This window comes from Chryseobacterium sp. (assembly GCF_029240215.1).
GTDB lineage: Bacteria > Bacteroidota > Bacteroidia > Flavobacteriales > Weeksellaceae > Chryseobacterium.
The window spans coordinates 1-26,756 of record NZ_JARBTK010000007.1; the positions used below are offsets into that span (position 1 = coordinate 1).

At 34.0% G+C, this 26,756-nt stretch carries 24 protein-coding genes and 2 pseudogenes; 15 read left to right on the plus strand and 11 right to left on the minus strand.

The features are described from left to right. Nucleotides 1-183 (minus strand): annotated as a pseudogene (locus tag K0R77_RS13500) (T9SS C-terminal target domain-containing protein); the annotation flags it as partial. Nucleotides 184-761: 578 nt separating this feature from the next. Here K0R77_RS13500 and K0R77_RS13505 point away from each other — a divergent pair. The 3 genes from K0R77_RS13505 (at nt 762) to K0R77_RS13515 (ending at nt 3,631) form a co-directional block, all read left to right on the plus strand. Beyond that, complete coding sequence (locus tag K0R77_RS13505) at nt 762-1,433, plus strand: hypothetical protein (RefSeq protein ID WP_300353309.1); 672 nt, start codon at nt 762-764, stop codon at nt 1,431-1,433. Between the two features lie 629 nt (nt 1,434-2,062). Continuing rightward, nucleotides 2,063-2,935 (plus strand): succinate--CoA ligase subunit alpha, encoded by an 873-nt coding sequence (gene sucD / locus K0R77_RS13510; RefSeq protein ID WP_129534654.1) that lies wholly within the window; start codon nt 2,063-2,065, stop codon nt 2,933-2,935. A gap of 18 nt (nt 2,936-2,953) precedes the next feature. Next, on the plus strand, nt 2,954-3,631 hold the full coding sequence (locus K0R77_RS13515; RefSeq protein ID WP_300353313.1) for a porin family protein: 678 nt from the start codon (nt 2,954-2,956) through the stop codon (nt 3,629-3,631). Between the two features lie 65 nt (nt 3,632-3,696). Here K0R77_RS13515 and K0R77_RS13520 read toward each other — a convergent pair whose 3' ends face one another. The 4 genes from K0R77_RS13520 to K0R77_RS13535 all read right to left on the minus strand — a co-directional run bounded on the left by K0R77_RS13520 (nt 3,697) and on the right by K0R77_RS13535 (nt 6,911). Further along, complete coding sequence (locus K0R77_RS13520) at nt 3,697-4,191, minus strand: hypothetical protein (protein WP_300353315.1); 495 nt, start codon at nt 4,189-4,191, stop codon at nt 3,697-3,699. A 35-nt stretch (nt 4,192-4,226) separates the two neighbouring features. Then, nucleotides 4,227-5,537, minus strand: coding sequence for an ABC transporter permease (locus K0R77_RS13525; protein ID WP_300353318.1), 1,311 nt, complete (start codon nt 5,535-5,537; stop codon nt 4,227-4,229). Between the two features lie 5 nt (nt 5,538-5,542). Beyond that, nucleotides 5,543-6,454 carry an ABC transporter ATP-binding protein gene (locus K0R77_RS13530; RefSeq protein ID WP_300353320.1) on the minus strand — a complete coding sequence of 304 codons (912 nt, stop codon included), beginning with the start codon at nt 6,452-6,454 and terminating at the stop codon, nt 5,543-5,545. Between the two features lie 106 nt (nt 6,455-6,560). After that, nucleotides 6,561-6,911 carry a T9SS type A sorting domain-containing protein gene (locus K0R77_RS13535; protein WP_300353323.1) on the minus strand — a complete coding sequence of 117 codons (351 nt, stop codon included), beginning with the start codon at nt 6,909-6,911 and terminating at the stop codon, nt 6,561-6,563. A gap of 119 nt (nt 6,912-7,030) precedes the next feature. Between K0R77_RS13535 and hemB the strand changes: the two genes are divergently transcribed. Beyond that, complete coding sequence (gene hemB / locus K0R77_RS13540) at nt 7,031-8,020, plus strand: porphobilinogen synthase (protein ID WP_300353326.1); 990 nt, start codon at nt 7,031-7,033, stop codon at nt 8,018-8,020. Nucleotides 8,021-8,076: 56 nt separating this feature from the next. On the opposite strand, the gene K0R77_RS13545 is transcribed toward hemB, so the two are convergent. Both K0R77_RS13545 and K0R77_RS13550 read right to left on the minus strand, forming a co-directional pair. Beyond that, on the minus strand, nt 8,077-8,259 hold the full coding sequence (locus K0R77_RS13545) for a hypothetical protein (protein WP_300353328.1): 183 nt from the start codon (nt 8,257-8,259) through the stop codon (nt 8,077-8,079). Nucleotides 8,260-8,305: 46 nt separating this feature from the next. Further along, complete coding sequence (locus tag K0R77_RS13550; protein ID WP_300353330.1) at nt 8,306-9,034, minus strand: hypothetical protein; 729 nt, start codon at nt 9,032-9,034, stop codon at nt 8,306-8,308. Nucleotides 9,035-9,340: 306 nt separating this feature from the next. Here K0R77_RS13550 and lptB point away from each other — a divergent pair. The 4 genes and pseudogenes from lptB to K0R77_RS13570 all read left to right on the plus strand — a co-directional run. Beyond that, nucleotides 9,341-10,066: pseudogene (lptB, locus tag K0R77_RS13555) on the plus strand (LPS export ABC transporter ATP-binding protein); the annotation flags it as partial. A 359-nt stretch (nt 10,067-10,425) separates the two neighbouring features. Then, nucleotides 10,426-11,007, plus strand: a complete 582-nt coding sequence (locus K0R77_RS13560; RefSeq protein WP_300353337.1) for a hypothetical protein — start codon at nt 10,426-10,428, stop codon at nt 11,005-11,007. Nucleotides 11,008-11,095: 88 nt separating this feature from the next. Then, nucleotides 11,096-12,898 carry an ABC transporter ATP-binding protein gene (locus K0R77_RS13565; protein WP_367182746.1) on the plus strand — a complete coding sequence of 601 codons (1,803 nt, stop codon included), beginning with the start codon at nt 11,096-11,098 and terminating at the stop codon, nt 12,896-12,898. 5 nt (nt 12,899-12,903) lie between these two features. Then, nucleotides 12,904-13,854 (plus strand): YafY family protein, encoded by a 951-nt coding sequence (locus tag K0R77_RS13570; protein WP_300353340.1) that lies wholly within the window; start codon nt 12,904-12,906, stop codon nt 13,852-13,854. A gap of 267 nt (nt 13,855-14,121) precedes the next feature. Here K0R77_RS13570 and K0R77_RS13575 read toward each other — a convergent pair whose 3' ends face one another. Then, a complete protein-coding gene (locus tag K0R77_RS13575) occupies nt 14,122-14,619 on the minus strand; it encodes a DinB family protein (protein WP_300353342.1) in 498 nt (165 codons plus the stop codon). Nucleotides 14,620-14,802: 183 nt separating this feature from the next. On the opposite strand from K0R77_RS13575, the gene K0R77_RS13580 reads away from it, so the two are divergent. The 4 genes from K0R77_RS13580 (at nt 14,803) to K0R77_RS13595 (ending at nt 18,252) form a co-directional block, all read left to right on the plus strand. Beyond that, the gene (locus K0R77_RS13580) at nt 14,803-15,375 is read left to right on the plus strand and encodes a hypothetical protein (RefSeq protein ID WP_300353344.1); all 573 of its coding nucleotides are present in this window, start codon (nt 14,803-14,805) and stop codon (nt 15,373-15,375) included. 177 nt (nt 15,376-15,552) lie between these two features. Then, the gene (locus tag K0R77_RS13585) at nt 15,553-16,122 is read left to right on the plus strand and encodes a cob(I)yrinic acid a,c-diamide adenosyltransferase (RefSeq protein WP_300353346.1); all 570 of its coding nucleotides are present in this window, start codon (nt 15,553-15,555) and stop codon (nt 16,120-16,122) included. Beyond that, the gene (locus K0R77_RS13590; RefSeq protein WP_300353349.1) at nt 16,112-16,741 is read left to right on the plus strand and encodes a thiamine diphosphokinase; all 630 of its coding nucleotides are present in this window, start codon (nt 16,112-16,114) and stop codon (nt 16,739-16,741) included. The genes K0R77_RS13585 and K0R77_RS13590 overlap by 11 nt, the downstream gene beginning before the upstream one ends. Before the next feature lie 119 nt (nt 16,742-16,860). Continuing rightward, nucleotides 16,861-18,252, plus strand: a complete 1,392-nt coding sequence (locus K0R77_RS13595) for an arginine decarboxylase (protein WP_115621595.1) — start codon at nt 16,861-16,863, stop codon at nt 18,250-18,252. 86 nt (nt 18,253-18,338) lie between these two features. Here K0R77_RS13595 and K0R77_RS13600 read toward each other — a convergent pair whose 3' ends face one another. Beyond that, the gene (locus K0R77_RS13600; RefSeq protein WP_300353357.1) at nt 18,339-18,998 is read right to left on the minus strand and encodes an HAD family phosphatase; all 660 of its coding nucleotides are present in this window, start codon (nt 18,996-18,998) and stop codon (nt 18,339-18,341) included. 233 nt (nt 18,999-19,231) lie between these two features. On the opposite strand from K0R77_RS13600, the gene speB reads away from it, so the two are divergent. The 3 genes from speB (at nt 19,232) to K0R77_RS13615 (ending at nt 21,761) form a co-directional block, all read left to right on the plus strand. Next, nucleotides 19,232-20,083, plus strand: a complete 852-nt coding sequence (gene speB / locus K0R77_RS13605; protein WP_300353359.1) for an agmatinase — start codon at nt 19,232-19,234, stop codon at nt 20,081-20,083. A gap of 68 nt (nt 20,084-20,151) precedes the next feature. Continuing rightward, nucleotides 20,152-21,006 (plus strand): methylated-DNA--[protein]-cysteine S-methyltransferase, encoded by an 855-nt coding sequence (locus K0R77_RS13610; protein ID WP_300353361.1) that lies wholly within the window; start codon nt 20,152-20,154, stop codon nt 21,004-21,006. A gap of 143 nt (nt 21,007-21,149) precedes the next feature. Beyond that, the gene (locus K0R77_RS13615) at nt 21,150-21,761 is read left to right on the plus strand and encodes an alpha-ketoglutarate-dependent dioxygenase AlkB (protein ID WP_300353363.1); all 612 of its coding nucleotides are present in this window, start codon (nt 21,150-21,152) and stop codon (nt 21,759-21,761) included. A 184-nt stretch (nt 21,762-21,945) separates the two neighbouring features. Here K0R77_RS13615 and K0R77_RS13620 read toward each other — a convergent pair whose 3' ends face one another. Continuing rightward, nucleotides 21,946-23,805 (minus strand): CocE/NonD family hydrolase, encoded by a 1,860-nt coding sequence (locus tag K0R77_RS13620; RefSeq protein WP_300353365.1) that lies wholly within the window; start codon nt 23,803-23,805, stop codon nt 21,946-21,948. Between the two features lie 113 nt (nt 23,806-23,918). After that, complete coding sequence (locus K0R77_RS13625) at nt 23,919-26,693, minus strand: TonB-dependent receptor (RefSeq protein WP_300353368.1); 2,775 nt, start codon at nt 26,691-26,693, stop codon at nt 23,919-23,921. Nucleotides 26,694-26,756 lie beyond the last annotated feature (63 nt).

Here is a 26,756-nt window from a genome sequence, read left to right on the forward strand (position 1 = left end):
TGAAGTGATTTTTTTCGATTGAATCGAGCTTCCTGTAATCAAATATTGCTGATCGATTGTCGTAGTGACTTGTGAAAGAAAATCCTGAGTGGAGGATTTAATGTCTTTCTGCCAAACCACCTCCTGAGCTGAAATGCTCATGACGGTGCATAAGAATAATGCACTCATGTAGAGTTTTTTCATGATTTTTGTTTTTTAATTATTGTTAATTTTCTGCTAATATAAAATTATATTTTACTCCTGTTATGAGGAAAACCTTAATCTTCATTAAATATTGACAATAATTAAATTTTTTTATCTTTTTTCATAACATTTGTTTGTTTTTAAGTTCTTAATGCAAATATCAATGCCAGATGCGACAAAACCTGTCGTGTTATTTTAATTGATTCTTTCTGATTTTAGAAAATAAAAGGCACGGAGCAAAAGTCGATCCGTTAAAGAGGTACTGCGAAGAACCCGACAACCAGAAAGACTACGCCCGTGCCCCATTTATGAACATGGGCGTAAGCCTATCAAAATATGGTTGTCAAAAGAAGATTCGCAGTTTTCTTTAACCAATATGATAGCTTACGCTTTTATTATTTCGTTAAAATCTGCTGCGAAGATAAAAATATTTTTCATATTTTAAAACATAATAGTGAATTTAAATAACTTTTTAATGGATAAGCAGGTGGGAGATAGGTAAACGTAATTTTTTTTAACAGAATTTGTACATATAAAAATATTTTTTAAATTTGTCATTAATATTAAAATAAAACACAATGACGACAAAACAATCCAACAGGCTGAGCATGGCCAAAACCCTCAAACAGTTTTTTTCCGTTGAACAAGGAAAATATACAGGTAATAATCCCTTAACCGTAAGAATTTCAGAGCTGAACATCATTGTAGATAATCTGGATGCTTTAGCGGGAATTCAGACTACCGACACCACAGCAAATACCGGCTTAAAAACAGACGCAAGAACGAAGATGATCAGCCTTACGGTAGCATATGCCAATACGGCTGCAGATTATTTTGATGGTCAGGACAGTCCTTTAGCCAAACAGCTTACTACAAGCAAATCGAAGATCAAAAACATGACCGGGGTAGAAGCGAAAATTTACTGTCAAAAGCTGTACAATATAGTAAATGAAAACACTGTAAATCTTGATCCCGATTATGTGACCTCAGCCGAAGTACAGGACTGGCTGACAGCAATTAATAATTTTGATGCAAAGGCATATGATGCAGGAGTAAGTATTGACACAACCCAAAATGCAACGCATGATCTGCAAAACGAATTTAAAAAGTTCAGCGTATGTTTAAGCAAAATCGACAGGCTGATGAAGAAATATGATGTTCTCAATCCATCATTTCACGGAAACTATAAGCTTTCGCGCAAAATCTCAGATTTGGGAACCCGTCACAACAACGAAATTCCATTAACATAATAAATATATGAAATACCTGATTTGATGATCGGGTATTTTTGTGTGAGAAATTTCTTTACCATTCATCAAGATGTCTTTCCGTAGCAGTCAGAAGGTATTCCTGATCGTAAAGAAGGTATTCCTTTTAATACAGTTGATATTCTTTAACAGGCAGCTGGTATTCCGAACCGTTAAGATGTCATTCTCAGTTAGATATTTTGCATTCCGGTGTTTCCATATAATATTCAATATGGGGAAGCCGGGATTCCTTGAAGGTAAGACCACATTCGGAGATAAACAGCTTGTTTTCCCGATCGTACGGATAGTATTCTTGAATAATGAGCGGCAATGATGGTCAGTAAAATAATATTCAACAGGTCAATAAAGTAGTATCGATATAAGGAAAATTCATAATTTCTTACAGTTACATTCGATCAGAAAAAAAATAAAATCAGTATGTTTGCAGCGATGTAATTAATATCTGAATGAAGGATAAGTTTACACTCAACAGGGATCATTTGACTTCCGTATTCCTGCTCATAGGTTTTTTCATAGAACTGATAAAGATTAGTTTGAAGGTTTTATCTGAAATCAAAGAAAAATAAGTAAATTTGTGAGCATTAATTAAAATAAATTAAAACAACAATAAAATGTCAATTTTAGTAAACAAAGATTCTAAAGTAATTGTACAAGGTTTTACAGGTAACGAAGGTACTTTCCATGCAGGTCAGATGATTGAATACGGAACGAACGTAGTAGGTGGTGTTACTCCCGGAAAAGGAGGAAGCGAGCACTTAGGAAAGCCGGTATTTAATACTGTTGCTGATGCTGTTGCAAAAGCCGGAGCTAATGTAAGTATCATTTTTGTACCACCTGCATTTGCTGCAGATGCTATCATGGAAGCTGCTGAAGCGGGTATCAAAGTAATTGTATGTATTACAGAAGGTATTCCTGTTGCAGACATGGTAAAAGTAAAATCTTATATCGCTGACAAAGAATGCAGATTGATCGGGCCAAACTGTCCGGGAATCATCACTTCTGATGAAGCTAAAATTGGTATTATGCCAGGTTTCGTTTTCAAAAAAGGAAAAGTAGGGATCGTTTCAAAATCAGGAACTCTTACTTACGAAGCTGCTGATCAGGTTGTAAAAGCTGGTTACGGTGTTTCTACAGCGATCGGAATCGGTGGTGATCCAATCATTGGAACAACAACAAGAGAAGCTTTGGAATTATTCATCAACGACCCGGAAACTGAAGCGGTTGTAATGATCGGTGAAATCGGTGGTGGTCTTGAGGCTGAAGCTGCGAGATGGTACAAAGCTAGCGGTTCTACAAAACCTGTTGTTGGTTTTATTGCCGGGCAAACTGCTCCTAAAGGCAGAACAATGGGTCACGCAGGTGCTATTGTTGGAGGTGACGAAGACACAGCTCAGGCTAAAATGGAAATCATGAGAGAAAACGGTATCAATGTAGTAGATTCCCCTGCTGATATTGGTGTTACTGTTGCAAAAGTTTTAGGATAATTTAAAAAACAAAATGATATGAAAAAATTTTTATTAGCATCAGCTTTAGCGCTTTCTACTTTATCTTTCGCACAGATCGATTTTAGTAGTACAAGATTTGGTGTTACTGCTGGTGGAAACTATTCGAGAGTTAAGAATGCACATAATCCTTCAGGGGCAAGATTTGCTTTTCAGGGCGGTGCTTTAGCATTGATCCCAATGGGAGGAGCCAATCAGTTTTATCTTCAGCCAGAGGTTACATATTATGGAGCCGGAGAATCTGGGAAAGATAAAGATGCTAAAAATGCTGACGGTTATGATGCAATGTACGCTAATAATTATTTGAGCGTACCGATTTATTTCAAAGGATATTTTTCTGAAGCAGAATCAGAATTTTTTGGAATGATTGGTCCGAGATTTAATTTTTTATTGAGTCAGAATGTTAAAAATGTACCTGCAAGCAGACCCTATTATGATCCGGATGTAACAGTTCCCGACTATCCACAAATCAGCGGAAAAGCTAACAGCTTTAACTTCGCAGTAGGTGTCGGAATTGGGTATAGCTACAAAAGACAACTCGAATTAGCTTTAAAGTATGACTTCGGTGTTTCCAACACTTATCCTAAACTTATTGAGGATTTTACAAAAGATCCGAATACGGCAAAAAAGAAATCTGAACAGGTTCTTAGCTTAAGTTTAAGTTATATTTTCGAATAAAATTCTTAATTTAAATAAAAATCCCGGGATATTTATCTCGGGATTTTTTATGCTGTATATATTTATTAGTGCCACATCAGCATTTCTTTGAAATCCTTGATGTATGAGAATTTCTCATAACCTAAATATTCAAATTTATTCTCAATTTGAAATTTAATTTCGAAATAATTTTTATGGTAAGATTGTGAAATAGTAGCCACTGTCTTATTATTTCTAATGATAAGAATAAACTCACGTTGTGTATGATTATAAGTTTGATGAGATAATTTCCAGCCATCAATTACTGAATTTTTTATTATTCTTTCTTGTAAGCCCCAAAATCGTTTAATTTCTAACTTATTGTTATCTATATATAATTGTATGCATTTGTTTTTCAATTCCCCCATTGTCAAAAAAAAGAGAGCGAAAATAACAATTGAAGGAAGAAATATCTTTGGGAAAATTGTTCCATCATAGTAAGGATCAGTAAACAGTTTTGGTACTAAACTAAATACAATATAGACGAATGCAATTATTACAATTGTAAGTGAATAATATAGTAGGGTGAATTTAGTTTTCATTTGCTAATCGTATAGAACAAAATTTTGTAGTAAAATTAACTTCTGATCCACTTCCAAAGTTCCTTCAACGTGGCTTTATTTCCATACATTAAGATTCCTACTCTGTAAATCTTTCCAGCAAGGAAAATCATAAAAATAGTCGTAGCTAAAAGTAAAAAAATAGACAAAGCAATTTCCCACGCCGGAACACCATAAGGTATCCTCGCAATCATCGCAACAGGCGATGTGAAAGGAATTATTGATAACCAAAATCCTAAAGGTCCATCAGGATTATTCATTAAAGAAAAACTTCCGTACATTCCTAAAGTTAGCGGTAAAATGGCAAATAATGTGAATTGTTGGGTTTCTGTTTCGTTATCAACTGCAGAACCAATTGCTGCATAAATCGAGCTGTAAAAAATATATCCCAAAAGAAAAAATACAATAAATACAAATATGATTAAAGGAAAATTTAAATCCAATAAACTATGAGAAACCTGAGTCGCAATCTGTGCAATATCCAATTTGTCAGATAATTCTTCATTGCTGCCCGGAATATTTTTTTGAATGGATGAAGAGCCTGTATTTAAAACTAATGCGCCAATTACTGACATCGTAATCCAAATAATAAACTGTGTAAGTGCAACCATTGTTACGCCTAAAATTTTTCCCATCATCAGTTCAAAAGGTTTTACAGAAGAGATGATGATTTCTACTACACGGTTGTTTTTTTCTTCTAAAACACTTCTCATCACACGCACTCCGTAAATGATGATAAACATGAAAGTGACATACATTAAACCCAAACTCAACCCCGTTTTTACACCAAAAGCAAGATCAGAATCTTCTTTATTATCTTCTGAAACATTGATCGTTTTCAGTTCAAAAGTTTTATCAAGATTGTTAAGCTGAGATTCTGCAATCCCTAATTGCTTTATTTTTTCTTTCTTAATAACGTTGCTGATATCAGAAATAATGCGTTGTTTCGTATCAAGACCGATTTTTGTATTGACAACCAGTCTTGTGTTTTTTTCTAAGTCATCAAAATTCTGACTGTTAATCTGAGGCAGAATCAAAATTCCATCTAAAGATTCATTGTCTTTAAGGTTTTTAATTTTAGATTTTTCATCTGCTACGGGAACGAAAACATATTCCAGCTTATCATTAGATTTAAGCTGACCATTGAAAAGTCCGCTGTTGTCTACAACTTCAATAACATTATGTGATTCATTAGCTTTGAACATCAATCCGATCACTGCGCCAAATCCGATGATCATTAAAGGAGCCAATAAAGTCAATAGAATGAAAGATCTTTTCTTTACCTGCGTAAGAAATTCTCTTTTTGTAATTAAAATAATATTTTTCATAAAATTTAAGAATGATTACCAACGGCATTAATAAATACTTCATTCATACTAGGGATTTTCTCGTCAAATGATCTTACTTTTCCGGCTTGCACAAGATCAAGCAAAATATCATTTTGATTGACTGTATTTTTCAGATCAAAAGAAATCAGATTGTTTTGTTCTGATAAATTGAAAATATCGTACTTATTCTGAAAATTTTGAAGTTGCTCATTATTCACATCCGAAAGCGTAATTCCAAAAATATTTTTCTTGAATTTTTCTCGTACATCAAAAACTCTTCCGTCAATAATTTTTTTAGAATTGTCAATCAATGCCACATAATCACACATTTCTTCTACACTTTCCATCCGGTGAGTGGAAAGAATAATCGTAGTGCCGTTATTTTTAAGTTCGATGATCTGATCTTTAATCAAATTGGCATTTACAGGATCAAAACCTGAAAATGGCTCGTCAAGAATCAACAAATGCGGTTTGTGAAGTACCGTTACAACAAACTGTATTTTCTGAGCCATCCCTTTTGAAAGTTCAGAAAGTTTTTTCTTCCACCATTGATCGATGTGTAACTTTTCAAACCATTTTTTGGCTTCATTAAGAGCGTCACTTTTTTTCATCCCCTTCAGTTCTCCGAAATAGAGAATCTGATCTCCGACACTCATGTTTTTATATAAACCTCGTTCTTCAGGCATATATCCGATGTCTTTGATATGATTCGGATTCAGTTTTTCACCGTTGATGAAAACATCTCCGGAATCTGCCTGTGTAATCTGATTGATGATGCGGATAAATGAAGTTTTTCCTGCTCCGTTGGGTCCGAGAAGACCGTAGATACTTCCTTTCGGCACATGGATGCTAAAATCTTCCAAGGCTGTTTTCTTTCCGGCGTTGTAAGTTTTAGTAATGTGTTCAGCTTTTAGCATTAAGTTGTTTTTTTACTATGAGAATAAAAATAATCCGAAAGTTACGGAATTATTAAAACAGAAGAAATCTAAAAGAAAAAATCCTGATGATTATCAGGATTTAATATTATTGTTTTACTATTTGAGTAACCTTTTGAGTATTGTCGCTGAGAATATAGCGGATCAGATACTTTCCGGGTTTTAATTTTTCAATATTGATCTCAGCTTTATTGGTATTCACATTGTAATTGGCAACCTGCGTTCCTAATATAGAGTAAAATATCACTGATTTTATTTTTAACGAAGAATCTTTGGCTTTTACCACCAAAAAATCTTTTGCAGGATTTGGGTAAGCAGTAAGAACACCATCATCAGACTTCTGTAAAGTGGAGGAAGGCTCCTTTATTTGTGCTTTAATATTGTCGGAAAAACCAACAAAAGCGCCCGTAAATATAATTAATAGTAAAAGTTTTTTCATCTAACGTATTATTTGCATAATTATTACTAACAAAAGTAATAAATTCTATAATCATCCACAATAGTTTTTTATAGAACTTATATTAAATTTGCAATAAATTATTCAAAAAGTATTCCAAAATGATATATTCAAGAAACAGAAGATTGAGAGTAAATGAATCTATGAGAGGATTGGTAAGAGAATGCAGCCTTTCTACAGATGATTTTGTAATGCCGATTTTCGTAATGGAAGGTGAAAATAAAGAAGAAGCAATTTCATCAATGCCCGGAATTTTCAGACGAAGTATTGACTTGACGGTAAAAGAATGTAAAGAATTATTTTCTTTAGGCGTAAAAGCGGTCAATCTTTATATGAAAGTTTCAGAACATTTAAAGGACAACACCGGAAAAGAAGCTTGGAACAAAGACGGATTGATGCAAAATACCATTAAAGCAATCAAAGATGCCGTTCCGGAAATGATTATTATGCCTGATGTAGCTTTAGATCCTTATTCAATTTACGGTCACGACGGAATCATCGAAAACGGAAAAATTCTTAACGACGCGACCAATGAAGCTTTAGCAAGAATGTCAGTTTCACATGCAGAAGCCGGAGCAGACATTGTAGCACCGAGTGACATGATGGATGGGAGAGTTTTGGCGATTCGAGAAGCTTTAGAACAAAATGGGTTCCATGATGTGGGAATTTTGAGCTATGCTGCAAAATATGCAAGTTCATTCTACGGACCTTTCAGAAGTGCTTTAGACAGCGCTCCGAAAGACAATATGGAAATTCCAAAAGATAAAAAGACCTATCAGATGGATTTTCACAATTCCCGTGAAGCTTTAAATGAAGTTTTCAAGGATGTGGAAGAAGGTGCAGATATCATCATGATAAAACCGGGACTTCCATATCTGGATATCGTTGCAAAAGTACGTGAAGCCATCGACTTACCAATTGCAGTTTATAACGTAAGCGGAGAATATGCAATGTTGAAGGCTGCTGCTCAAAACGGTTGGTTAGACAATGATAAAGCCATTATTGAAAGTTTAACCTGCTTCAAAAGAGCAGGAGCAGATATGATTTTCACATATGCTGCAAAAGAAGCCGCAATGATTTTAAATAGATAAACAATGAAATATAATAAAAAACCACTTCAATTTGAAGTGGTTTTTTTATTATATTGCTATCCGAAACATGCATTGTAATGAAGAGATCCCGGAACAATAGGATTTTGTCCACCGTTGTCATATACACATATATTAGAAGGGCATAGATACCATCCTGGCTGGCAATTACCATTTTCGTCTGGAAATCTTATGTTTCCACCATTAATTTTCATTAGATTTTTTCTTGTTAACTTTTTCATAATAATATTTTTTTGATTAGTGAAAAACTAAATTAACAAAAAAATATCACATAATATCAAAATCTTTTCCTTTGGTGAATTTTGCTGCAAAAGGTGCTTGATTTCCTGAATATTTTAAAACAAAATGTTTTTTAGTATCCGTATCAACTTTGGCATCAACTTCCACATCCTCCGTTTGAAAACTCACATCTAGACCAATACCTGATTCTTTCTCCAAGAAAATTTCTACACTTTCAGCATAAAAAAGTGAGGTGCTTAAATAATTGAATTTAATATTCTTCCGGTAAGTTTTTGATTTTGAATCTGTGAACTCTGAATATTTCCTAAGAATTTCAATTCCGGGAGAATCAATATTGGTAATTCTTGATTTTGTTACTCCGTTCACGCGTACAGAAAAACTTTTGGCATTATTGATATTTCCATTAACTCCAATATTGAATAAAGATGGCAACGAAAGACCATATTCAACCATATTTTCCTTTGTAAATTCAAAATCGGGAATCAAAGCCGGATGTTTTGGAACATTCAAAAGTTGATCTTTAACTGTTTTCAATTGCTCTTCAGAAAAGAGAAAACCAATGAGATTATTGTTGGTTGTTCTCCAGTTTCTTCCGTTCCATTCGTAGATTTCGCAGAGCAAAGTATCTATAGAAGAATGGGGCAGAAGATCAATGTCCTGCCATTTAAAAACTTCTTTCGCGTATGGTCTTCGGTTAATCAGATTTATTCCGAGATCCGAAGCCAGCAAATCTGTCAGTTGTTGGTTATTTTCCATAAAATTTAAATTGTGATTGGTGATTTAAATTTAAGAAAAATACCAATTGATATGATTCAGGAAAAGAAAATTGTTTTAAAATTTACAGCCAGCCATTATGATCACTTAATATTAAGCACAAAGTTTGTCATTCCGTTAGAAATCTAAACGACAAAACTATTTTACAACCTTTGCTCCTTACGTGATGATAAAATGAGAGTTAATTTAAATTCACAACGTTCAAAATAACCTTAAATTTTCATAAAACTAAACCATCCGTTTTTTTAATCTGAAATTTAAATTCAAAAAAACTTTATCTTTGCCTTTATGATTTTACGAGGAGAAAACTTAATCAAAGAATACGGTCCGAAAAAAGTTGTAAAAGGCGTTTCTGTAGAAGTTCAACAGGGAGAAATTGTTGGTTTGCTTGGTCCAAACGGAGCCGGGAAAACGACTTCATTTTATATGATCGTAGGTTTGGTAAAGCCAACCTCCGGAAAAATTTTCCTCGATAAACAGGAGATCACGACCGATGCGATGTATCGAAGAGCCCAAAAAGGAATCGGTTATCTTGCACAGGAAGCATCCGTTTTCAGAAAATTATCTGTTGAAGATAATATCATGGGTGTTTTACAGCTAACGAAACTTTCAAAACGCGAGCAACAAATTAAATGTGATGAACTGATCGAAGAATTTTCTTTACAGCACGTCCGTAAAAACCGTGGAGATTTACTTTCAGGTGGTGAAAGACGTAGAACTGAGATCGCAAGATGTTTAGCAACCAGTCCGAGTTTTATTTTGCTGGATGAACCTTTTGCGGGAGTTGACCCGATTGCTGTGGAAGACATTCAGAAAATCGTAAGAAGTCTGACCGACAAAAATATAGGAATTCTGATTACCGATCACAACGTACAGCAGACTTTGGCGATCACCAACAAAACTTACATCATGTTTGAAGGAAAGATTTTAAAAGAAGGTCTTCCTGAAGAACTGGCAAACGATCCTCAGGTAAGAGAAGCCTATTTAGGGGAAAATTTTGTTTACCAGAGTATTTTCGACAAACCAAGTAAGAAAAAACATGCGTACAATATCTGGGCAGGAAATTTTGATTCTAAATCTCAGTTTCAAAGTTTCGTAGATGAAAATTTCGCTCAGTTTGACGATTTGAGATTGATGTATGGGTTTGAAGACATCAGTTTTTCATCATTAGGAAATTCAGAAATCCAACATATTTTCAATGATATCGTAGATAAAAATGCCAACAACTCTTTTGTTTTTCAAAAGAAAGAAATCAATATGCAATATTCTCTCGAACAGGCAGAAGCGGAATCGAAAGCTGCAAGCAAACCTGACCTGCATTATCTTACAACATATATGTTTGAAGGATAATCCTTAATAAAGTATTTAAGAATATGTTTTTTAAAAACTTGTTTAATAAAAGAAGGACTAACGCTTATTCTAAATCAAGTGATCTTTCTAAGATTGAGTATTTTGAAAAATATCAACTTCATAAACTATTCAATTTATTACATCAAGCTGAAGTATTACTCGAAGAACTTGCTTTAACAAATTCGGACTTGAAATTCTTGAAGTTTAAAAATGTTTTAATTGAAGAAATTTATGAGGTAGAGGGAGATAATGTTGCGGATTTTACAAATATCTGGAATTGGTTTAAGCCAAATAAAGAATGGAGACAATTTACCGAATCTAAAGGAATGGAAATAGGTTCTCAAATATTTAATATTACCGATATTTGGAAGATAGATGATGATTTTATTTCTGGAAGTAAAGTTTTTTTGGATAACGAATATGGAGTTATTCTTGATAAAGAAAAAAATAATAATTTTGGAATTATTAAATGGGATACACCGAAAGAAATAGATGAAGAAGATTGGATTGGGATGTTTGGTACATTTAAGGAGTCAGGAGGTGTAATTGTAGATAAAAGTCACCCATTTAAATATATTGATGATCATGGAAGTTTTAAAAAATAGCTTAGAAGGAAAGAATTATTTGCCTTAAAAAATAATAAAACGTACCTTTTCTCTCAGAAACGGTACGTTTTTCTTTTAACACCAATTCATGGCAAAACCTTTTAACAGAACAGTCACTTTATTTGGAATTTACAAGCAGTTGATTCCTTTTATTAAGCCTTATCGTTTAATGATTTACGGAACTTTGTTTCTTACTTTTCTCGGAGCTTTGGCGGCTCAGGTCAATCCTTTGGTCTTAAAATATACGGTAGATGAAGTTACAAAACTGACTCATTTGCCAGATCCGATGAATGAAGGAATTCATATTTTAATTATTATTTCAATCATTTTATTGGGTAAAGAACTACTGAATATTTTCATCAATTTCGGACAGAAATTTTATGGTGAAAAGATCAGAATCAATGTCAGTTCGGTTTTAGCGCAATCAGCAATTGATAAAATTCTGACCTACAGAGTCGCTTATTTTAATGATGAGAACCACGAGTCAGGAAAGCTTCAGATCAGAATCGATCGCGGAATTGAAAGTCTGACGAGACTGGTTCAGAACTTCTTCATTGATATGCTTCCCTTGTTTTCAAATGCATTTATTGCTTTGATTATAATGTATATGCAGAATGTTTATGTTGGGATTGTTTCTACGGTTATCGTTCCTATTTATTTTTATATCAGTTCGTTACAGGCTAAAAAATTAGGAGGCGTGAGAAGAACTTTGAGAAATCAGCGAGAGCAAAAAACTTCCGGACTTTTAAATCTGATCAATTCAATTATGGTCATTAAAAGTTTTGTCCGTGAAAAATTTGAAGGCAAAAAACAGTATGATCTTCAGATGCAGTTGATGGGAAGCCAGATGTTTACAAGAAAAACCAATTTTATCTATGACGGTTTGAAAACTTTTATCGAGCAGTTCGGAGTGGTTTTAATTATACTTTTAACGGTTTATCTGGTTTTGGATCAGCAAATGACAATCGGTGCAATCATGCTTCATATTATGTTATTTAATAATGTTTCGGCACCGATTCGGCAGTTGCACAGGATTTATGATGATATGAATGATGCGATGATTTATGCTGAAGGATATTTTGATATTTTAAATGCCGAAAACGAAGAGGAACCCAACGGAACTTTCATTGAAAACAAAATCACAGGAAATTTTGAATTAAAAAATGTCAACTTCACTTATCCGAACGGTACAAAAGCTTTGAATAATGTTTCGATGGTGATTGAAAACGGTAAAACGACTGCTTTGGTCGGTTTAAGCGGAGCAGGAAAATCTACGATTATCAATCTTTTATGTAAATTCTACCTTCCCGATTCAGGCAAAATTATGTTAGATAAAGTTGATTTAAATGATTTTGAAAACTCTTACTTAAGGAATGATCTCGGTTTGGTGTTGCAGAAAAATCATATTTTTCAGGGAAGTATTGAGGACAACATCCGTTATGGAAATATGAATGCAAGTTTTGAAGAAATCCAGGAAGCTGCAAAAAAAGCCTATCTCCATGATCAGATTATGGATCTTCCTCAAAAATACAATCATGATGCAACCCAACTTTCTGGCGGACAACAACAGAGAATAGCCATCGCAAGATTATTCTTAAAAAATCCCCCGATCATTTTTCTGGATGAACCGACTGCAAGTCTGGATGCGATCGCAACTGAGCAGATTAAAAACTCTTTGGATGCCATCAAAGAAGGAAGAACGGTTGTGATTATTTCTCATTCACTTTCTCAGATTTTAGATTCAGATAAAATTTATGTGATGAAAAAAGGAGAGGTGGTAGAAAGCGGAACTCACGACGAACTTTTTGAAAAAGACGGATCGTACAGAGAGATTTTTGATGCTTCGGCAAGAAGTTTAAATCTGGATCGTCTGATAAAAACCTACAAATAAATTCAATGAACGATCATTATCTCAAAAAACTAGATCGGGTAACTGCAATTCTCACGCAATTACAATCGAAACCATTGGTACGTGCACAAGATTTGGCTGAAAAATTTGAAGTAAGTATAAGAACAATTTACCGTGACATCAAAACGCTTGAAAACGCTGGAATTCCGATTATTGGCGAAGCGGGAAGCGGTTATTCTCTGATGGATGGTTACAAACTTCCGCCCGTGATGTTTACAAAAGAGGAGGTTTTAAGTTTCATTACCGCAGAAAAACTGATGCAAAAATTTTCGCATCAAAGTTTGGGAAATTATTATCAGACGGCAATGGAAAAGCTGCGTTCGGTATTGAGGCATTCTGATAAAAATTTAATTCAGAATATTGAAAATCAGATTGATATTTTTGATTACAGTCCGAAATCTGATGATTCTATAAAAAATGTGATTCCGATTATTCTGGAAAGTATTGCCGAGAAAAAACAACTTTCAATTGAATATCAAAGTGTTGAAGGAAAAGTTTCAAATCGTGTAATCGAAGCCGTTGGAATTTTTTATGAATTTACTTACTGGTACATCATGGCTTTTTGCACCTTGAGGAAAGATTTCAGACAGTTCAGAGTCGACAGGATTTTGAAGATTTCTAAAACAGAAATCGCTTTTTCTCAGGAATACGGAAAAATCAACGACCATCGAAGAATTGCATCAAAAAACATCACAAAAGTAAAATTGTTGGTCGATAAAAAAATAATGGGATATTTAATTAATTCTAAAAGCTATTACGGATTGATTGAAGAAAAAGAAACCGAAAAAGGCATCGAGATGACCTTTGAAACGGAATGGATTGATGAGGGTTTCCCGCGCTGGCTGATTACTTTTGCAGATTATGCCGAAATTCTGGAACCGGAATTGTTAAAGGTAAAAATGAAAAAATTAATTAATAGAATTTCAGAAAGAATTTAAAAGATGGTTTTAAAAAGAAAATCAGAGAATTTCTCCTATTAATCTAATTAGTTAAATAAAAACTCCACGTCAGTTTGAGTGTTTTAAGAAACAAAATGGAAAAAAATGTATCGAGAACTACTGAACCCTTCACAAAATCTCTTTCAAACAAAGACATTAATTAAAAACTTCTCGATACGATTTTTTCAAAATCTACTCGAAGTGACGATAGTATAGATTTTAACAAAAAAACTTTCAGAAAAATTCCGAAAGCTTTTTTTAAGTTGATTAAATGCTAAATCTTTCCCAGAAAAAAGGTGGCTCAATTCCTAAAGCTCTCAGGTAAACAAATCCCTGTCCACGGTGATGAACTTCATTGTCAACGAAATAAAGAATATTCTGATAAACCGGAAACTCATACTGACCAAATAAATTAAAAGTTTCCTGAAATTTTTCTTCTGAAATCTGATTGAAATAATGGTTGATTACTTCGGTTTCTTCGTCCCATTTTTTCAGGATGTCTTCTTTAGTTTTTGGTTGAAAAGCTTCCTCTGAAAATCCTTCGATTTGCGCTTCTACAATTCCTCTCAAACCCGGACCGGCAATGCTGATCAATTCAACTGCCAATTTCGCAAATGGTCTCATTCCGCCGATGGAAAATTCGAATAAATCTTTTTCAGGGAACATCTCGATCACTCTTCTGGTGAGGTTTCTATGTCCTTGCCAATGTTCTAATAATTGTGCTGAAGAGATAAACTGTTTCGTTGCTGTTGCTGTAGTTGTCATAATATTTAATTTTATTTGTTAATGTTAAGACAAAGGTAAGTCGACGTTATGACAACAGATTGTCAGTAGGTTTTTTGGGATTTAATTTTTTTTTCTTTAATTGTTAAATAAAATTCATCAGTTTGCGTTAAGTAAATAATTGGCAGCGAAATTGATGCTCAACTTTAAAATTTAGATTAAAAAATGAAAAGAATTATTGTTGCAGGAATCATTGGTTTTACTGTGCTGTCATGTAATAAAGTAGAAGACAAAATCAATGAAACCGTACAGCAGACTAAAGAAAAAGTACAGCAAGAAGCTCAGAAAGTAATGGAAGAAACTGTTAGTGAATCGATTAATTCGCTAACTCACTCACAGGATGTTAAATTTGATGATGTTTTTAAAAATGCCGGAACTAATATGATTTCGGAAGCAAAAGGAAAAACTTTTAAATTTCCGAATGGTACCGAAGGGTTTATTTTTAAATATAAAGCCGACAAAGCTGTATTAATTCCTTTTTTGGAAAACCAGCTAACAACTGATGAAAGCAAATCAGATCAGAAAGTCCGGAGAATTGACGGACAAAGTATTGTAGATAAAATAAGTTTAGTTGAGAAATTTCTTCCCGAAAATACTGTTGATACAGGTTTTCTTGAAGATATGAAAAATGATCAGAGTATAGAATATTATAAGCTAAAAAGATTTCCAAACAGCAGTACAATCATCTACAATCCGAAAAATCAGACCGTTTTACAATATGTAGAGGTAGATAAATAATTTTGAATGAGACCGGTTTTATTAACCGGTCTTTTTTATGATGTGTAACTGGGAATTTATTTTTAGTTTCTAAAGCTTTCCTGTTTTTTACTTTTGAAATTGTACAAAATAAACTATTTTAGTCTTATGAAATCGCCATGATTGCGTATGGCTTTTAAAGACAATGAAAATTTACATATGAAAATTTACACCAAAACAGGTGACAAAGGACAAACCGCTTTGTACGGCGGAACCCGTGTTTCCAAGGCGAGTGCGAGAGTAGAAAGTTACGGAAACATTGATGAGCTCAATTCGTTCATCGGAATTTCAAAAAGCCATATTACTGATGATGAGGTTTTAATACAATTAAAGAAAATTCAGTTTGATTTGTTTACGGTTGGCTCCGAAGCAGCAACCCCGGTTGATAAACTGATGTTGGCAAATGGAAAATCCCGGCTTCCTTTAATTATTACAGATAAAGAAATCGAAGAGTTGGAAAACTGGATGGATGCTTTTGAAGAAAAACTCGAGCCATTACAATACTTTATTCTTCCCGGTGGCGGAAAATCTGCAACATTTTTGCATGCTGCGAGAACGATTTGCAGAAGAGCCGAACGTTCTTTGGTTTTTTTAAATGAATCTGAAGAAGTGCGTCCAGAATTGATAAAGTATCTCAACAGACTTTCAGATTATCTTTTTGTTTTAGCAAGATATATTTCAAAAATCAACGACGAACCGGAAGAATACTGGAACCCGAATGAAAGATAAAGCACTTCTTTTCATCAATGGTGATGTACCAAAGTCACTTCCCAATCCAGAAAACTATAATCTCATAGCGTGTACAGACGGTGCTTTTCATTATCTGAAAAATCTTAATTTCCCATTAGAAAAACTGGATTTTATTTCCGGCGATTTTGATTCGCATTCAGGTGTTGATGAAAACATTTATGAAGACAAATTCATATATACTCCGGATCAGGAAAAGACAGATTTTCATAAAGCTTTGGAACTTATTTCAGAAAAAAGCTTTAAAAATATTGATGTTTTTGGTGGAAGTGGAGGAGAGCAGGATCATTTTTTAGGAAATCTAACAGTTGCCTATTCATTTAAAAATACTTTAAACATAAAATTTTATGATGAGTTTTCTGAATATTTTTTTATTTCCGAAAATGTTGTTTTAAAAAATGTCAAAAATAAACTCATTTCACTGTATCCTTTTCCAACGGTTGAAAATGTGACAACTAAAGGTTTAAATTGGTCATTAACTGATGAAAATCTGAGTATTACGTCAAGAATCGGAACGAGAAATTTTGCAATTGAGGACGAAGTTTTTATCCAATATGAAAAAGGAGATTTGCTGGTATTTATCGGAAAGAATTATCTCTGATTTTTACATAGAAAATAACGATACGGGTAATTTCAAATCTGTGAAAACTTTAAGAAAATTTAAAACTAAAAAATCAATCTTTTTTAGCAATTTTGCATTCTTAATTCACTTGTCAGAAAATGAAAATAAAATACTCGGAACTTATTGATCAGACATTGTATTTTCCAACGGAAGAATTCAATGTTTCTGAGAACAATTTGTCTTTTCACGATATTCCTTTGATGGAGGTTGTTGAAAAGTTTGGAACACCTCTTAAGGTAAGTTACCTCCCGAAGATTTCTCAGAATATCCAGAAAGCAAAAGGCTGGTTCAAAGAAGCTTTTGAGAAAATCGATTACAAAAAAAACTACAGATACTGTTACTGTACAAAATCCAGCCATTTCAAATTTGTAATTGAAGAAGCCCTGAAGAACGATATTTCTATCGAAACGTCTTCGGCTTATGATATGGATATTGTAAAATCGCTTTACAATGAAGGTAAGGTTGATAAAAATATTGAAGTGATCTGCAACGGTTTCAAAACGGATGATTATCTGGCGAAAATTTCAGATATGATTAATAGTGGTTTTGAAAACATCACTCCGATTCTGGATAATTATCGTGAATTGGATAAATTAACGGAAAGCATTGACACAACATTCGACATCGGAATCAGAATTGCTTCCGAAGAAGAGCCAAAGTTTGAATTCTATACTTCAAGATTAGGAATCGGATATAAAGATATTATTCCTTATTACAGTCAGAAAATTGCGGAACATCCGAATGCAAGACTGAAAATGCTTCACTTTTTCATCAATACCGGAATCAAAGACACAGCGTATTATTGGAATGAATTGTATAAATGTCTTCGTGTATATGCACGTTTGAAGAAAATTGCTCCGGAAGTTAATTCATTAAATATCGGTGGTGGATTTCCAATCAAAACTTCTTTAAATTTCGATTATGATTACCAATATATGGTAGAAGAAATTGTTTCTCAGATCAAAAAATTCTGTGAAGAGGAAGGAGTAGAAGAACCCAATATTTATACTGAATTTGGAAGCTTTACAGTTGGTGAAAGTGGCGCAAATCTATATAAAATTATTTCTCAGAAACGTCAGAACGACAGAGAAAAGTGGAACATGATCGATTCATCTTTCATGACTACACTTCCTGATACTTGGGCGATCTCAAGACACTTTATCATGCTTCCGTTAAACCGTTGGGAAGATTCTTATGAAAGAGTTTTCTTAGGTGGATTAACTTGTGATTCAGATGATTATTATAATTCTGAACAGCATACGAATGCAATTTATTTACCTGTTTTCAGTGATACGAAACCTTTATATATTGGTTTTTTCCACACTGGAGCTTATCAGGAAACTATTGGCGGCTACGGTGGAGTTCATCACTGTTTGATGCCTCAACCGAGACATATTCTGATTCAGAAAGATGAAAATGGAGAATTTCAATATGAAATCTTTAGAGAAAGACAGGAACCGGAAGATATTTTGAAAATATTAGGCTACTAAATAACTGAAGCACTCTAAACGAAGGCGACGAACAGTTTGCAATTTTAAAAAGACAGCTCTCAGATTTTTGAGAGCTGTCTTTTTATTCAAAAGAACTTTGAAATCTTATCAACTTCCAATTCAGAATAATCTGATACAATTATATTTGCCAGAGTATAATCCTGATTATGTGTATGCAGACTTTTGTATGCCGCACAGAAAATATTAGCACGATGAGCTGCCAAAATTCCGTTGGTGGAGTCTTCAATGACCATACAGTTTTCAATTGGTTTACCAGCCATTTCTGCTGCCTTCATAAAAATTTCAGGATGTGGTTTTGATTCCTTTAAATCGGCACCGCTGATTTTTCCGCTGAAATATTTTTCTAATTCAAATTTCTCAAAAACCATATTGATGGTGGTCATCGTTGCGGAAGATGCTAAAATTAAAGTAATTCCGTTTTCGTAATAATGTTGAATTAATGTTCTTACTCCAAGAATTAAATCAAACTCTTCATCATGATAAAAATAATCTTTGAAGTGTGCTCTTTTGATGCCGGCAATTTCTTCAAAAGTTTGAGAAAGATTGAATTTTTGAATTAACGTTTCGCAAACCTTTCTCGTGGAAGCACCAGTGAAGGAGGTGTAAAGTTCTTCAGAAACTTCAATTCCCAATTGATTAAATGTTTTGAAATACGCTTTTCTGTGCAAAGGTTCTGTATCTACAATAACGCCATCCATATCGAACAGCACAGCTTTTAATGACATGTTTTAAATTTTTGCAAAGGTAGGAAATTTGGATGGATGCTGGGAGTTGGATGCTTGTAGCTTAAGAGATATACATATTTCGGAAATTTGTTTTAAAAGTAAAATCAGCAAAATCAACGAGAGTTTTAAAAATTAATACGAATTTATTTTTTCACTGCAAAAATTTCAAGCTTCCAACTCCCAGCTTCCATCTTTTACTATCTTTGCAAAAATCATTTAACTTTAAAAACATTATGAAAACATACGCAGGAATTCCTGAAGAAAATGCTTCATTAGAAAATTCAAAAGTAGTTTTGGTAACGGTTCCTTACGACGGAACGTCAACCTGGGGAAAAGGTGCCGACAAAGGTCCGGAATTGTTCTTAGAAGCTTCCGAAAATATGGAACTATATGACATAGAAACAGGAACAGAGCCTTATCTTGAAGGAGTTTACATGGCAGGAGAAGTTTCAGAAAACTCTACTCCTGAGGCAATGACAGAAGCGGTTTATCAGAAAACAAAAGAGCTTTTGGCAACAGATAAATTATTTACGCTATTTGGTGGTGAGCATTCAGTTTCTATCGGTTCGATTCGTGCGGTTGGAGAGAAATTTGAAAATCTGACGGTTTTACAATTGGATGCTCATACAGATCTTCGTCCTGAGTTCCATGGTTCTACTTCCAATCATGCTTGTGCGGTTTTTGAAGCAAACCAGAAACATAATCTGGTTCAGGTCGGAATCCGCTCTATGGATGTTGAGGAAGCTGAATATTTACCTGAAGGAAGAGTGTTTTTCGCTCACGAAATTGCCAATAACGAAAACTGGGTAAATGATGTTTTAGAAAAAGTTTCAGGAAATGTTTATATCACAATCGATTTGGATGCTTTTGATCCGTCAATCGCACCTTCAACAGGAACTCCGGAACCAGGTGGTTTACAATGGTATCCAACATTGGAATTATTAAGAAAAGTTTTCGAAAAATGTAACGTTGTTGCTTTTGATATTGTTGAATTAATGGATTCTGCTTATTCAAAACCAAGTGCATTTTTAGCGGCAAAACTGTATTATAAAATGTTGGCATATTATCACATCAACAGAGACTAAAATTCCGCAGGAAACGGATTTTTTTATTCAGGATTTCTTTGGAAATTTGTGATATAAAACAAAAGTAAATGTCCATACAAAACGAAATAGACTATCAGAGAATTGCCAAAGCGATCGAGTTTATCAAAATCAATTTCAGAAATCAGCCAAATTTGGACGAGGTTGCTGAAAAAGTAAATTTAAGTCCGGCACATTTTCAGAAAATATTTACGGATTGGGCAGGAACAAGTCCGAAGAAATTTTTGCAGTTCATTAGTCTTGAACACGCAAAAAGTTTACTGAAAGAAGAAAAAGCCACGTTGTTTGATGCAGCTTTAGAGACCGGACTTTCAAGCACGAGCAGATTGCACGATTTATTTGTGAAGATTGAAGGAATGTCGCCTGCAGAATATAAAAACGGCGGTAAAAATTTAAATATCAATTACAGTTTTTCAGAAAGTCCATTTGGAAAAATCATTACAGCTTCCACAGAAAAAGGAATCTGCTACATGGCTTTCGAAGAAGATAAAGAAAATGCATTGAGAGATTTACAAAATAAATTTCCCAATGCATCTTTTTTTGAAAAAAAGAATGAGTTTCAGCAAAATGCATTATCCATTTTTAATAAAGACTGGACGAAGCTGAATACGATAAAACTTCATCTCAAAGGAACCGATTTCCAGCTCAAAGTCTGGGAAAGTTTACTAAAAATTCCACTTGGGAAATTATCAACTTATGGAAATTTAGCCAATGAAATCGGAAATCCAAAAGCTTCAAGAGCAGTCGGAACTGCGATTGGAAGTAATCCGGTTGCATTTTTAATTCCTTGCCACAGAGTGATACAATCTTCGGGAAAAATTGGCGGCTATATGTGGGGAAGTGACAGGAAACAGTTGATGATTGGGTGGGAAAGTTCGCAGGTTTATTCTGATGATTTTATTTAAAAAATATTCGGCTTTTTGACATTGACTTCGTCGAATCTGCGATTTCCGCAGGAATCTCAACAGTTAAAAAAATAATATTGCTTAGATTCATATGGAATGACAAACTAAGTTTTGATAAATAGGTAATTAATTTTAGTTTAATCATGAACAATTTATTTGAAGAAATACAAGATTTCCCCATCAATATTCTTCCCAAAGACGGAAATGCAGAATATTATGGCAAAATTTTTTCTGATGCTGAATGCGAAAAATATTATCAGTATTTATTCAGTCAAATTCCGTGGGAAAATGATGAGGCTGTTATTTTTGGAAAACTGATTATTACTAAACGAAAAGTTGCATGGTTTGGTGAAAAAGAGTTTGAATACACCTATTCCAACCGGACAAAATACGCAAAACTCTGGACTTCCGAATTGTTAGAATTAAAACAAAAATGTGAAGAAGCTTCAGGTGAAACCTACAATTCATGTCTGCTAAATTTATACCATGACGGAAGCGAGGGAATGGCTTATCATAGTGATGCCGAAAAAGATCTTAAAAAACACGGTGCAATCGCTTCTTTAACTTTCGGAGCAGAACGTAAATTTTCTTTTAAACATAAATTATCTAAAGAAAGAATTGATGTGATGCTTGAAAACGGAAGTTTACTCGTGATGAAAGGGACAACTCAGGAAAACTGGCTTCACAGACTTCCGCCAACCAAAAAAGTGACAACTCCGAGAGTGAATCTGACGTTTAGAACAATTAAGGATTGATTTTAAGTGTAAAGATTTTATAACATTAATATTATCCACTCAGTTTGTCATTCCGTAGGAATCTCAACAGGGATTTTTACGATTCGATCTCTACAAAATGAACCTAGATTCCTACGGAATGACAAACTGAGTGGATAAGTTGATGCGAAAAAAAAGCTGTTCAAAACGAACAGCTTTTTAAAATTTATTTCAAAACCTCAACTTCAATCGCAGAATCCTCAAAAACTTTAATAAAAGCTTTCGTATAATCTTCCTTTTTCGCCATATTCGGATTGTCTAAGAACTTTTGTGGATTCACCGAGAAAAGCGGAAACCAGGTTGAAGAAATTTGAATCTGAATTTTATGCCCTTTTTTAAATGTATGCACCACATCCTGCAATCTGAAATTCACTGCAGTTTTCTGATTAGCAACTAAAGCTTCAGGTTTTTCTCTCGAATTTCTGAATCTTGCCGGCATAATTTCGCTTCTTACCATCTGATGATAATTTCCATAAATAATACCTTCTTTTTTCTCAACAGGTTTAAAATCTTCCGGATAAACATCGATTAATTTCACAGCAAAATCTGCATCAGTAGAAGTTGAAGCGATATTTAATTTAGCCATAATTTCTCCTGCGAAAATCATATCTTCTGTCAAAACATCTGTTGTGAAAGTCAAAACATCAGGTCTTCCGACTGCAAATCTCTGGTCTTCCGACATATAATTTCTTGGAGTAAAACCGTTAAAGTCTTTTAGATTGTCAGAACTTAAAACAGGGTTATTCGGATCACTGTAATATTCCGAAGAGCCTTGTTGTGGGGAATTTTTCAATGTTCCGTTTGCCAAATAGAAATTGACTTTCTGAGTGTTTTTCGGAGGATATTGTGCAAATTCTTTCCATTCTTTGGCTCCGGTGTCGTACATCAAAGCTTCCGGCAAACCTGCGTCTTCTTTTGTATTTCCTTTTAAATAATGATTAAAAAATTTAGTCTCAATATTTTTCTGATAATACGTTGCGATGCTGTCTCTAAAATAAATTTGGTTATGGAAATGTTTTCCTTCTTCTCTTGACCATCCGCCGTGTGAGAAAGGTCCCATGACGATTGTATTTTTAGCTTTCGGACTTGTTTTTTCAATCGTTTTGTAAATATTTAAAGGTCCTGAAAGATCTTCGGCATCAAACCAGCCTCCGACAGTCATTACCGCATGATTTACATTTTTCAGGTGAGGGAGAAGATTTCTTTTTTGCCAGTATTCATCGTAATTCGGATGATTCATAATTTCGGTTATGAAGAAGTTGTCTTTGTAATATTTGTCGTAAGCTTCTTTCAAAGTTCCTAATTCTCTATAAAATTTCAAACCGTCTTCTGATGTAGATTTAATCATAGAATCAGAATACCATGCTTTTTGTTCAGGCTTAGTTTTTTGAACTCCAAAAACAGGAAACGTTCTGAAATAACCCAACATAAATTTTCCGTTGTGAAGAAAATCGTCATTCCAGAAATCTGAAATCGGAGCTTGAGGTGAAGAAGCCACCAAAGCTGGATGTTGCGCCAAAGTTCCTACTGCAGTGTAAAATCCCGGATATGAAGTTCCGTATTGACCAACTTTTCCGTTGTTGTCTTTGATGTTTTTGATCAACCAGTCTATCGTATCATACGTATCAGTGCTTTCGTCGACATCTTTTTTTGTTTTCCGCTCAACCTGCGGAGTCATATTGGTAAAAGTTCCTTCGCTCATGTATCTTCCTCTCACGTCCTGAAAAACAAAAATGTATTTGTCTTTCATCAAATATTGATTGGGACCAAGCTTGGTTCTGTATTCGTTTTCTCCGTAAGGTGCAATGCTGTAGCAGGTTCTTTGCATTAAAAATGGATATTTTTGCTTTTTTGAAATGTCTTTCGGAATGTAAACAGCTGTGAAAAGTTTTACGCCGTCACGCATCGTAATGTAAAATTCTTTTTTGGTGAAATTATCTTTCACGAAGCTTTCTGCCTGCGCCGGGTTTTGAGATTTTCCTAAAATAAGAAAGAAAATAAGTACAATTGAAAAAGGAATCTTCATAGTTGAAATTTGTTGCTAATTTATTAAAATAAATATCTCCATTTAATTTAAAAAAGAAAATGACCAGAATCTCTCCTGATCATTTCAAATATATATAAAAGTGGGTTTGGTCGCTATTTGGTTTCCATTTTTTTACCTGCAAACTTATTAAGCTTCATCGTCAATGAAAACATCACATAACGTTTCAGAATAAGATCTTCACGGTCTTCAAAATAAGCAGGCATAATGGTTCTTCTTACACTTTGATTTTGATTCAGAATATCATATACTTTCACTTTTGCAGTCAGCTGTTTGTTGAAAAATGAATATCCCAAACTCGTATTCCAGAAGTAAAAATCTCTTTTGAAACCTGGTGCTATGTTTGAGTTGGTGTTGTATTCAAAATCGTTGCCAAAGACGAGTTTTGTTTTAAAAATATAGTTGGTAAGTTCAAGTTTTACGACCTGATTTGTAGTCTGCACTCTTCCGATATCATAGTTGGTGTAATCTGAAAAATTGTAACCGATTTTGTATGAGGGTTTTATAGTAATTTTGTCTTTAATTTCATAGGTAAGGTTAAATCCGGGATTGATAGTGTAAGAATCACTGGTATATTGCACCGAATTAATAAAACCTCGATTATATCCGTAATTCATGCTGAATCTTGGGTTGAGTGTAAGTTTATTTTCTTTCCATTTAAATGTTTTGGTAAACCCGCCGCCAAAATTCAGGTTTTTATTCCCGCTCACATTAGCATAGGTCACAAATTGTTTCCCCGAATCATCGAAATACGAATAGTTCACCACATCATTATTACCATATGTGAAACCAATATTAATATAATAGCTGATGTTTTTTATCATATTAAAATTGTTAAAATAAAGATAAGCCTGATTTCGCCAGGAGTTTTTTAGATCGGGATTACCCTGATAAGCGATCAACGGATTAGCAAGATCTACATAAGGGGTAAGTTGCTCCGCAGTAGGAATTGTAAAATCTGAGTAATTGTAAAAGCTTAATCTTTTGTTTTGCGAAAACTGATACTGCACATTAAAATTATAACCAGGAAGTGCAAAGTTTTTCTGAAGATCATATTGTTTTCCATCAAATACAGAATTAACTCTCATATTTGAAATGTCAAGATCTGCGGTTGCCCACAAATTCAGTTTGTTTTTATTGATTTCATAGACTAATTCCGGACTGATTTTGTCGATTTTTTGATTCATTCTGTTGGATAATCCCATATTGTAATTGGAATATTGACCTGTGTTTTGATCAAAATCATTTACTTCTCTCAGATTTCGGTCAACATTGTTTTCATAGTTTAAACTAAGACTTATTGATGTCGAATCGGATAATGGTTCAGAATATCCTGCGCTGAATCTGTAGCTGTTTGTCTGAGTTTTGTTTTTTGAAAGCTGATTTCTAATATCGTTGGGCTCACTCGTTTGATAGAATAAAGTTTGAGATTTGTTTAATTGATCTTTTTTTGATTCAGAGATCGTAGAATTCATATTGACATACGCAGACCGTCCTTTTTTCTTAAATTTTTTAGAAAAATAAATGTTCGGAGTGAATGAATTGCTTTCAGAATCTGTACTAGTGTAAGCATCACTTTCATTCAGAAGAAGATCATCTCTTAATGTGCTTGATTTTGAATTGTTAAAATTAAAGCCTTCATTTCGCGAAAATGACGGAGAGAAATAGATGCTGGTTAAAGAATCCAGTTTTATTCTTGCTGATGTATCAAAATTATACTGTCTGTTATCATTTTCACCATTGCTTTCCGAGTTGGTTTTTAAAGTATAGTCAGGAAGTAGAGTTGTTCGTGAAACTTTAGACCTGGTTTTAAGATTATTATCTGAATGCATCAGACTTAAAGTTTCCAGATCAGCATCATTAGACAGTTTATCACTGTAGTTAAAACCTACTGTGGTTGATCTTTGAATTCCTTTGGTATTTCCGCTTCCACCCTGATTATAAAATGTTGTTCCGCCAACGGTCATAACGCTTCCGCCCTGCATCAGCCATGAATTTCTTCCGTGTCCCATACTGTCGAAAACCTCATCATTTGAAAATCCTTGAGAATTGATGTTGTTGGATGATGCAAGAAGACTTATTTTGGTATCCTTTTTAAAGTAACTTAAAAGTCCGCTTCCTTCATATCTTTTGTCTGAACCATAGCCCAATGTAAGTCTTGAGATCAGACCTTTGTTTTTCTTTTCATCAATATTAAAATTGATTGTCGTATTATTTGATTTGGCAGTTTTTCCGCTGAGTTCTTCTTCTTTGGTTTTGGTCGTTGTAAATTGAATGTTTTTAATAATATCTGCAGGGAGATTCTGTAAAGCGATTTTTCCGTCTTTGTCGAAGAACGGTTTTCCGTTGATCATGATTTGGTCAACTTCTTTTCCGTTAACGGTAATTTTCCCTTCATTGCTGATTTCCACTCCCGGAATTTGTTTTAAAAGCTCTTCAATCTTACTGTCCGGACGAACTTTGATCGCAGAAGCATTAAATTCAATCGTATCTTTTTTGATTTTAACAGGAGAAGCAGAAATTTTGACTTCTTCAATATTGAAAACAGAATTTTTTTCCAGTTCGATATCACCTAATGACATTGACTGGGTAATTGACTCGTATTTTTTTGAAAAGGAAATAAGTTTATCAGCATCAATTTTCAGAACGGTCGGCTCCTTTACTTCGTCAGCTTTCAGAGAAAATTTCCCTTCGCGGTTGGTCGCGGTGTAATTGATGATTGATGAATCTTTTTGTTTGAGAAGATAAACGGTAGCATTTTCTACAGGTTTTTTTTCGAAGTCTGATACTTTTCCGTCGATGTTTAACTTTTGTGCATTGAGAATAACTGCGTTGAAAACAAAGAACAGCAACAATAAAATTTTCTTCATCTATTTTTTTTTGATGGCGCAAAAGTATAAAAAAAACATCCCCAATTGGGGATGTCAAATGTT